We start from the raw sequence: 261 nt of genomic DNA on the forward strand, positions 1-261 counted from the left end.
ACCCGGACCACACACGATTGCCGACACCGCCATCACGTTCCCCACCAGGAAAAAAGGCGTCCGGTTGCCCAGACGCCTTCGAACGCTTGTGCCCCCTCGATCAGCGACCGATGAAGCCCCGGACCGTCTTATAGCCCCACGCCACCACCACGACCGACAGGACCGCCGCTCCAATCGCCGTCACCGCCGAAACCACGCCGGAGATCACGGAAACAGTGGAGCTGACATCCACGACCACGGTCGACGAGCTCGACGTCTGTG

The 261-nt window shown here is 64.0% G+C and carries 1 protein-coding gene; it reads right to left on the reverse strand.

What is annotated here, in order from left to right; translation table 11 throughout:
- Positions 1 to 100: 100 nt before the first annotated feature.
- Positions 101 to 238, reverse strand: coding sequence for a major capsid protein (locus tag FAZ69_RS34290; protein WP_369407774.1), 138 nt, complete (start codon positions 236 to 238; stop codon positions 101 to 103).
- Between the last annotated feature and the right edge of the window lie 23 nt (positions 239 to 261).

The sequence above is a fragment of the Trinickia terrae genome (assembly GCF_005144415.1).
Taxonomy (GTDB): Bacteria; Pseudomonadota; Gammaproteobacteria; order Burkholderiales; family Burkholderiaceae; genus Trinickia_A; species Trinickia_A terrae.